This window comes from Streptomyces sp. NPDC059166 (assembly GCF_042755185.1).
Classification (GTDB): Bacteria; Actinomycetota; Actinomycetes; order Streptomycetales; family Streptomycetaceae; genus Streptomyces.
In genome coordinates, this window is the sequence record NZ_JBHZCI010000081.1 from 1 (window position 1) to 7,976 (window position 7,976).

The 7,976-nt window shown below is 66.5% G+C and carries 4 protein-coding genes; 1 reads left to right on the forward strand and 3 read right to left on the reverse strand.

Annotated elements, in window-relative coordinates:
- Positions 1–143: 143 nt before the first annotated feature.
- From ACFXOA_RS31900 to ngcE, 3 genes are all read right to left on the reverse strand, one after another.
- Entirely contained in the window at positions 144–1,061 is a 918-nt protein-coding gene (locus ACFXOA_RS31900; protein WP_385035619.1) for a carbohydrate ABC transporter permease, read from the reverse strand.
- 97 nt (positions 1,062–1,158) lie between these two features.
- Positions 1,159–2,082 (reverse strand): carbohydrate ABC transporter permease, encoded by a 924-nt coding sequence (locus ACFXOA_RS31905; protein WP_385035621.1) that lies wholly within the window; start codon positions 2,080–2,082, stop codon positions 1,159–1,161.
- A gap of 50 nt (positions 2,083–2,132) precedes the next feature.
- A complete protein-coding gene (gene ngcE, locus ACFXOA_RS31910; RefSeq protein ID WP_385035623.1) occupies positions 2,133–3,581 on the reverse strand; it encodes an N-acetylglucosamine/diacetylchitobiose ABC transporter substrate-binding protein in 1,449 nt (482 codons plus the stop codon).
- Positions 3,582–4,079: 498 nt separating this feature from the next.
- Between ngcE and ACFXOA_RS31915 the strand changes: the two genes are divergently transcribed.
- Positions 4,080–7,928 carry a GH92 family glycosyl hydrolase gene (locus tag ACFXOA_RS31915; RefSeq protein WP_385035625.1) on the forward strand — a complete coding sequence of 1,283 codons (3,849 nt, stop codon included), beginning with the start codon at positions 4,080–4,082 and terminating at the stop codon, positions 7,926–7,928.
- Positions 7,929–7,976: the final 48 nt, after the last annotated feature.

Here is a 7,976-nt window from a genome sequence, read left to right on the forward strand (position 1 = left end):
GGGTGCGGGTGGGGGGGGGGGGGCGGTTCGCCCGGTCGCCGCAGCCCCGGGGGCGGCGGGGGGGGGGGGGGGGGGGGGGGGGGGGGGCGGGGGGCCCCCCCCCCCCCCCACGGCCGTGTGAGGCACGACCGGGACGAGGCCCCCTACTTGAGCGCACCCGCCGTCAGTCCCGCCACGACCTGGCGCTGGAAGACGATGTAGGCGAGGAGGACCGGCAGCATCGCCATGACCAGTCCTGCGAAGAGCCCCGACCAGTCGCCCCTGTAGCCCTGGCTGGTGGCCAGTTCGACCAGGCCCTGGGAGAGCACCTTGCCGTCCGGGTCGGTGTTCAGCACGGTCGGGAGCATGTACTGGTTCCACTGCCCGAGGAAGTTGAAGATCCCGACGCTGATCAGACCGGGCTTGGCCATCGGCAGCATCACCTGGAAGAACGTCCGGGTGTGAGAGGCGCCGTCCAGCATCGCCGCCTCCGCGATCGAGGTCGGCAGGGTGCGGAAGAACGAGGTGAGGAAGAAGACGGTGAACGGCAGCGAGTAGGCGATGTAGACCAGGATCAGCCCGTGCACCGAGTTCAGCAGGCCCATGTTGTTCATGACGAAGAACAGCGGGACCAGCGCCAGGATGATCGGGAAGCTCATCCCGCCGACGAAGAGGAAGTAGACGAAGCGGTTCCCCGGGAAGTCGAACCGCGCCAGGACGTACGCGGCCATCGAGCCGAGCAGCAGGGTGCCGATGAGCGAACCGCCCACCACCAGGATGGTGTTCAGGAAGTAGTCGCTCATGTGGGCCTGGTTCCAGGCCCTCGACCAGTTCTCGAAGTGCAGCCTGTCCGGGAGCGCCCAGGGGGTCGACAGGATCGAGTCGTCCGACTTGAAGGACGCCATCACCGCCCAGAGCAGCGGCATGACGACGAGGACCGCCCAGATGATCAGCACACCGTGCGAGAAGACGTTGAGGACCTTGCCCTCGCTGCTCTTCGCGGGCGCACCGGCCGGCACGTCCGTCTTCGTCACCGGGGAGCGCGGGGCCGGGACGGCCGGCGGAGTCTCAGTGACCTTCATGTGTACTCACCTCGTACGACTGTCGAGCCGGCCACCGGGACCGAACTGATCTGCATGCCGCCGGTAGTCCGGTCGCCGTTCCTCGCGGGGGCCGGCATCAGAACTCCAGCCGCTCGCGCCGGCCGAGCTTCATCACGATGCCCGCGAAGAGCATGGTGACGATCAGCAGCCCGACGCCGATGGTGGTCGCGTAACCGGCCTGGGCGTCGCGGAAGGCCGTCTGGTAGACGTACAGCGGCAGGACGGTGGTGGAGTAGTCCGGGCCGCCGGGTCCCACCGTCATGACCTGTACGGCGGTGAAGGCCTCCACGCCGAGCGCCAGGATGCCCATGTAGACCCAGCCGGACTGCACGGTGTCCCACAGCAGCGGCAGGGTGATCTTGAAGAACGTCGTGATGCGGTCGGCCCCGTCGAGGAGGGCCGCCTCGTAGAAGTCCTTCGGTATGGATGCCATTCCGGCCGAGAACAGGACGACGAAGAATCCCACCGTCGACCAGATCAGCACCACCATCACGCAGTAGAGCGCGAGGTCCGGGTCGCCCAGCCAGTCCGGCTGGAGGCTCTTCAGACCGACCGCCTTGAGCGTCTCGTTCAGCATTCCGGACGACGGGTTGAAGGCGAACTGGAAGAGCAGCGCCACGATCACGATCGACAGGACCTGCGGGAAGAAATAGGCGATCTTGTAGAACGAGGAGCCCCGCACGCCGGCGACCACGGCGTTCTTGCGCCGCCGGCCGCCGACATTGAGCATGAATGCGAAGAAGAGTGCGAGGCCCAGCGTCACCAGCGGCAGCAGCAGGGCGAGCAGCACACTGTGCTGCAGGGACTTCCAGAAGATGTTGTCGTGGAGCATCCGACTGTAGTTGTCGAAGCCGACCATCTTGAAGTCCGCGCTCAGTCCGGTCCAGTCCGTGAACGAGTAGTAGATGGACTGGGCGAAGGGCCAGATGACGAATATGGCGTACAACGCCAGCGGGACCACGAGGAATCCCGCGATGAACCGGTACTTGCCGTGCTGCATCGTTTACCGACCCCGATTTCTGAGCGGGTGCCGCCGCTGGTGACGGTGGCTCACTGGTGCTTGTAGTGCTTGATGGACTGGTCCTTGGCCGCGGCGTCCGCGAAGGCCTGGATCTTCTTGATGGTCTCCGCCGGGGTCGCGCGGCCGGCCATCATCTCGCCGATTCCGGCGATACCGATCTGCTCCTTCTGGAGCTTGACGTACCAGTCCTGCATACGGGGGTTCACGACGTTGTCGCCGGCCTTGGCCAGCACGTCGACACCCGACTGCATGGCGGACGAGAGCTCCAGTCCGTCCGTGCCGCCGTTGAAGGCGGTGAGGGACTTCACCGACTTGGTGAAGTTCTTGGAGGACTCCTCGCTGAGCATGATGCGCAGCTGCTCCATGCCGCCCTCGGGGTTCTTCGCCTTCGCCGGGACGACGAACGGCTCACCGCCGGAGGCCCACAGGGTGCCGAAGGGCATCTTGTCGGACGAGTCGAGGCTGGACGGCGCCCCGACCATCATCTTGAAGTCCTTCGGGGTGGTCGGCGCGGCCTCGTTCTCCACCCAGGAGCCGTTCGGGATGAACAGCGCCTTGCCCTTGGTCCACTCGGTCTGCGACTGGATGTGGGTCAGGCCGGGCGTGCCCTTGAGGATGTAGCCCTTCTTGAAGAGCTCGTAGTACGCCTCGAAGGCGGCCTTGACGGCCGGGTCCTTCCAGGCGTTCGGCTCCAGGTTGTCGATCTTGTCGAGGACCTCGCGGCCGCCGATCTTGGCGATGAACGGGTACAGCGAGAACGGCAGGTAGTACGGGTACTTGCCCGGGTAGGTCCAGCCGGCGATGCCCTTCTTCTTCGCCTTCTCGCAGAGCGCGAGCATGTCGTCCCAGGTCTCCGGGTACGCCGCGTCGAGCTTCTCGAGGTTGGTCTGGGAGTACCAGACGCCGTAGACCGTGTACGCGTAGTACATGATCCAGACGGGGTCGCCGTCGAACTGGCCCATCTCCAGGACACCGGGGCGCAGCGTGTCGCGGACCTTCTTGGACGGGTCGTCGTAGGACGGGGCGTCCATGAGCGGGGTGAGGTCGGCGAGCTGCTTCTTGCCGACGAGGACACCCATGTCCATCTGCTCGGCGCCGGAGTTGTCGATGAGGTCCGGCGGGGTGCCGCCGTTGAAGCGCGGCTGCAGCGTCGACTGGATCTTCTCGGTCGCGGTGTGCTTGACCTTCGGCGCCTTGGGGAAGGCCGCGTTGTACTTCTTCTCCGCGTCGATGGCGTACTGCTCGCCGAAGCCGCCGTTGAAGATGACCACCTCGAGGGCGGCGGTCTCGTTGACACCGAGCGGGTTCTTGGCGCTCTTGGTGCCCTTTTCGACCTTGTCGTCACTGCCGCTGTCACTGCTCGCGCAGGCGGACAGGAAGCTCATCGTCGGAACAGCGATCACGCCGAGTGCGGCAGAACGCTTGATCAGATCGCGACGGCCAAGGCCCTCATTCGTGCGGCCTGAGGTGGATCCCATGCTCAAGTCCTCGCCTTCTCCAGGACTCAGGCGGTGTGTCGGGTCACCCGTGAGGAATTCGCCTGGGCGAAGGGCCCCGCCACCGCGGTCAGTTGCGCTTGGGTCGTGCAGAATTGCCGGTTTTCCACTGCAGTGGAGGATTTTCGGAAGGAATCGCGCGGCAGCCGCTCCGGCGCCCACAACTGTCCCGTTCTCCCCCGCGCCCACGCGCCGTTGTGAAGCGGCTGTGCAGACGCCGACAGGTATAGTCCACTTGCCGCCGACTGAGCAAGATCGAATGCAGGGTTGAGCGGCAGTCTTTCCCGAGTTGAGACCTCAGTGACACCTGGGCACCGCGCGCGCTCGCGCATGAGCCCCACTTCTCGCAATACGGTCGAATCGTCGATGTCAACACCATGCAACACCCTTGACACATCTGGTCACTTGGCTCCCTACTGGTACCCGCGCCCCACAATGACAACGTTGTCCATTGCTTGTTATCGGGAGGAACGGCTCCATATGCAGCCACTACGCGGTCCTCAGCACGGTTCGCGCCACAGACACGGCCAGTCCGCCGCGGTGCTCGCGGCTGCCCTCGTCATGGCCCTGGCGGCCCCCACCGCCGCCCTCGCGCAGCCCTCCGGTCCTCCCCGGAAGCCGCACGGCGACACGGTGTTCAGTTCTTCTTTCGAGGCGGACGAGAAGCAGCCGGACTGGCGCAACACCGTCGAGGAGGGCCCCGACGGCGAGAAGCGGGCGTCGGGTGTCGACGGCGGCTTCTCCGCCGGCATACCCGGCAGTGTCACCGACCGGGTCACGGACCTTCGCGCCAGCGACGAGAACAGCGGTGGCGGTGAGGGCAAGGAGAACCTGGTCGACGCCGACTCCGGCACCAAGTGGCTGGCCTTCGAGTCCACCGGCTGGGTGGAGTTCGACCTCACCGAACCGACCAAGGTCGTCACCTACGCCCTGACTTCGGCCAACGACCACGACGAACGGGATCCCAAGGACTGGACCCTGAAGGGCTCGTCCGACGGCAAGACCTGGAAGGACCTGGACACCCGCACCGGCGAGAGCTTCTCGGAGCGCCTCCAGACGAAGTCGTACGACTTCACCACGGACACCGCGTACCAGCACTTCCGGCTGGAGATCACCAGGAACAACGGCGCGTCCGACGCGGTGCAGCTGGCCGATGTCCAGTTCTCCGACGGTGACACCTCCGCACCGGCCCCCGACGACATGCGCACCCAGGCGGACCGGGGCCCCTCGGGCTCCCCCACCGCCAAGCAGGGCGCGGGCTTCACGGGGAAGAAGGCGCTCCGCTACGCCGGGACGCACAAGCCGGACGGGCACGCCTACTCGTACAACAAGGTCTTCGACGTCGACACCGCCGTCACCAAGGACACCCAGCTCTCGTACCTGGTGTATCCGCAGATGGGCAAGACGGACCTCGACTACCCCGCGACCCACGTGGCGGTGGACCTGGCCTTCACCGACGGCACCTACCTGAGCGAGCTGAAGGCCACCGACAGCCACGGCGGGCTCCTCACCCCGCAGGGCCAGGCCGACGCCAAACGGCTGTACGTGAACCAGTGGAACAAGGTGTCCTCACGGATCGGCACGGTCGCCGCCGGAAAGACCGTCGACCGGATCCTGGTGGCGTACGACTCCCCGAAGGGCCCGGCCAAGTTCCAGGGCTGGATCGACGACATCTCCATCGCCCCCAAGGCCCCGGAGAAGCGCAAGGCGCACCTGTCGGACTACGCCTCGACCGTCCGCGGGACGAACTCCAGCGGCGGCTTCTCGCGCGGCAACACCTTCCCGGCGACCGCGGTGCCGCACGGCTTCAACTTCTGGACGCCGGTGACCAACGCCGGTTCGACCAGCTGGCTCTACGACTACTCCCGTGGCAACAACGAGGACAACCTGCCCACGATGCAGGCGTTCGGCGCGAGCCACGAGCCGAGCCCCTGGATGGGTGACCGGCAGACCTTCCAGGTGATGCCGTCGGCGGCCTCCGGTACCCCGGACGCCTCCCGTACGGCCCGTGCGCTGCCGTTCCGCCACGAGAACGAGACGGCGAATCCGCACTACTACGGCGTGACCTTCGAGAACGGCCTCAAGGCCGAGATGACGCCGACCGACCACGCCGCGCGCATGCGGTTCACCTACCCGGGTGATGACGCGAGCCTCGTCTTCGACAACGTCACGAACGACGGAGGTCTCACCCTCGACGCGAAGTCCGGTACCTTCACCGGATATTCCGACGTCAAGAGCGGTGGCTCCACGGGTGCCACCCGCCTCTTCGTATACGGCTCGTTCGACGCGCCCGTCACCGACAGCGGGAAGCTGAAGGGCGACGGCGGTGACGACGTGACCGGCTTCTTCCGCTTCGACGCGGGCAAGGACCGCACGGTCGAGCTGCGGCTGGCCACCTCGCTGATCAGCGTGGACCAGGCGAAGAAGAACCTCGCCACGGAGCTGCCGGAGAAGACCTCCTTCGACAAGGTGGAGCGGGACGCCCAGCGCGCCTGGGACAAGATCCTCGGCAAGGTCGAGGTGGAGGGCGCCGACGCCGACCAGCTGACCACCCTCTACTCCAGCCTCTACCGGCTGTACCTCTACCCGAACTCCGGCTTCGAGCAGGTCGACGGGAAGCCCGCGTACGCGAGCCCGTTCTCGAAGCAGACCGGCGAGAACACCCCGACCCACACGGGCGCGAAGATCGTGAAGGGTGAGGTGTACGTCAACAACGGATTCTGGGACACCTACCGGACGACCTGGCCGGCGTACTCCTTCCTGTCGCCGAAGCAGGCTGGGAAGATGGTGGACGGCTTCGTCCAGCAGTACAAGGACGGCGGCTGGATCTCCCGTTGGTCCTCCCCCGGTTACTCCGACCTGATGACCGGTACCAGCTCCGACGTCGCCTTCGCCGACGCGTACGTCAAGGGCGTCGACTTCGACGCGGAGGCGGCGTACGACGCTGCGGTCAAGAACGCCACGGTCGCCCCGCCCTCCTCGGGCGTCGGCCGCAAGGGCATGGAGACCTCGGTCTTCACCGGGTACGCGAACACGGAGACGCACGAGGGTCTCTCCTGGTCGCTGGAGGGTTACCTCAACGACTACGGCATCGCGCAGATGGGCAAGGCCCTCTACGCGAAGACGAAGAAGGCGCGTTACAAGGAGGAGTCCGAGTACTTCCTCAACCGGGCGCAGAACTACGTCAAGCTCTTCGACGGCAAGGCCGGCTTCTTCCAGGGCAAGAAGCCGAACGGCGACTGGCGCCTGCCCTCCGACCAGTACGACCCCCGTGTCTGGGGCTACGACTACACGGAGACCAACGGCTGGGGCTACGCCTTCACCGCCCCGCAGGACAGCCGCGGCCTGGCCAACCTCTACGGCGGCCGGGACGGCCTGGCGAAGAAGCTGGACACGTACTTCACCACCCCGGAGACCGCCGGGCCCGAGTTCACCGGCTCGTACGGCGGCGTCATCCACGAGATGACCGAGGCGCGCGACGTCCGGATGGGACAGTACGGCCACAGCAACCAGGTCGCGCACCACGCCACCTACATGTACGACGCGGCGTCGCAGCCCTGGAAGACCCAGGAGAAGGTCCGCGAGGTCCTCGGACGGCTCTACACCGGCAGCGAGATCGGCCAGGGCTACCACGGCGACGAGGACAACGGCGAGCAGTCGGCCTGGTTCCTCTTCTCCTCGCTCGGCTTCTACCCGCTGGTGATGGGCAGCGGTGAGTACGCCATCGGCTCGCCGCTCTTCACGAAGACGACGGTGCACCTGGAGAACGGCCGCGACCTGGTCGTCAAGGCGCCGAAGAACAGCGCGAAGAACATCTACGTCCAGGGTCTGAAGGTCAACGGCCGTAAGTGGAACTCCACTTCGCTTCCGCACGACCTGCTGGCCAAGGGTGGTGTCCTGGAGTTCGACATGGGCGCCGAGCCGTCCAAGTGGGGCACGGGCAAGGACGCGGCCCCCGTCTCCATCACCCAGGACGACAAGGTGCCCGCACCCAGGGGCGACGTGCTCAAGGGTGATGGCGCGCTCTACGACGACACCTCGGCCACCTCCGCCTCGGTCGGGTCGGTGGAGCTGCCGGCGGCCGCGGGCACGAAGGCGGTGCAGTACACGCTGACGTCGGAAACGGCCGAAAAGGCCCCGACGGGCTGGGTGTTGCAGGGCTCGGCCGACGGGAAGTCCTGGAAGGACCTCGACAAGCGGTCCGGCGAGACGTTCGCCTGGGACAAGCAGACCCGGGTGTTCTCGGTGGCGTCCCCGAAGCCGTACGCGAAGTACCGGCTGGTGAGCGCGAAGGCTGCCACGCTGGCGGAGATCGAGCTGATCTCCTGAACGACTGAACGGAGTTGACGGCCGGGGGCGGCCACCCGTACGTACGGG

Coding starts and splice junctions, on each gene's coding strand:
- ngcE (WP_385035623.1), bottom strand. CDS start 3,581: ATGGGATCCACCTCAGGCCGCACGAATGAGGGCCTTGGCCGTCGCGAT.
- ACFXOA_RS31915 (WP_385035625.1), top strand. CDS start 4,080: ATGCAGCCACTACGCGGTCCTCAGCACGGTTCGCGCCACAGACACGGC.
- ACFXOA_RS31900 (WP_385035619.1), bottom strand. CDS start 1,061: ATGAAGGTCACTGAGACTCCGCCGGCCGTCCCGGCCCCGCGCTCCCCG.
- ACFXOA_RS31905 (WP_385035621.1), bottom strand. CDS start 2,082: ATGCAGCACGGCAAGTACCGGTTCATCGCGGGATTCCTCGTGGTCCCG.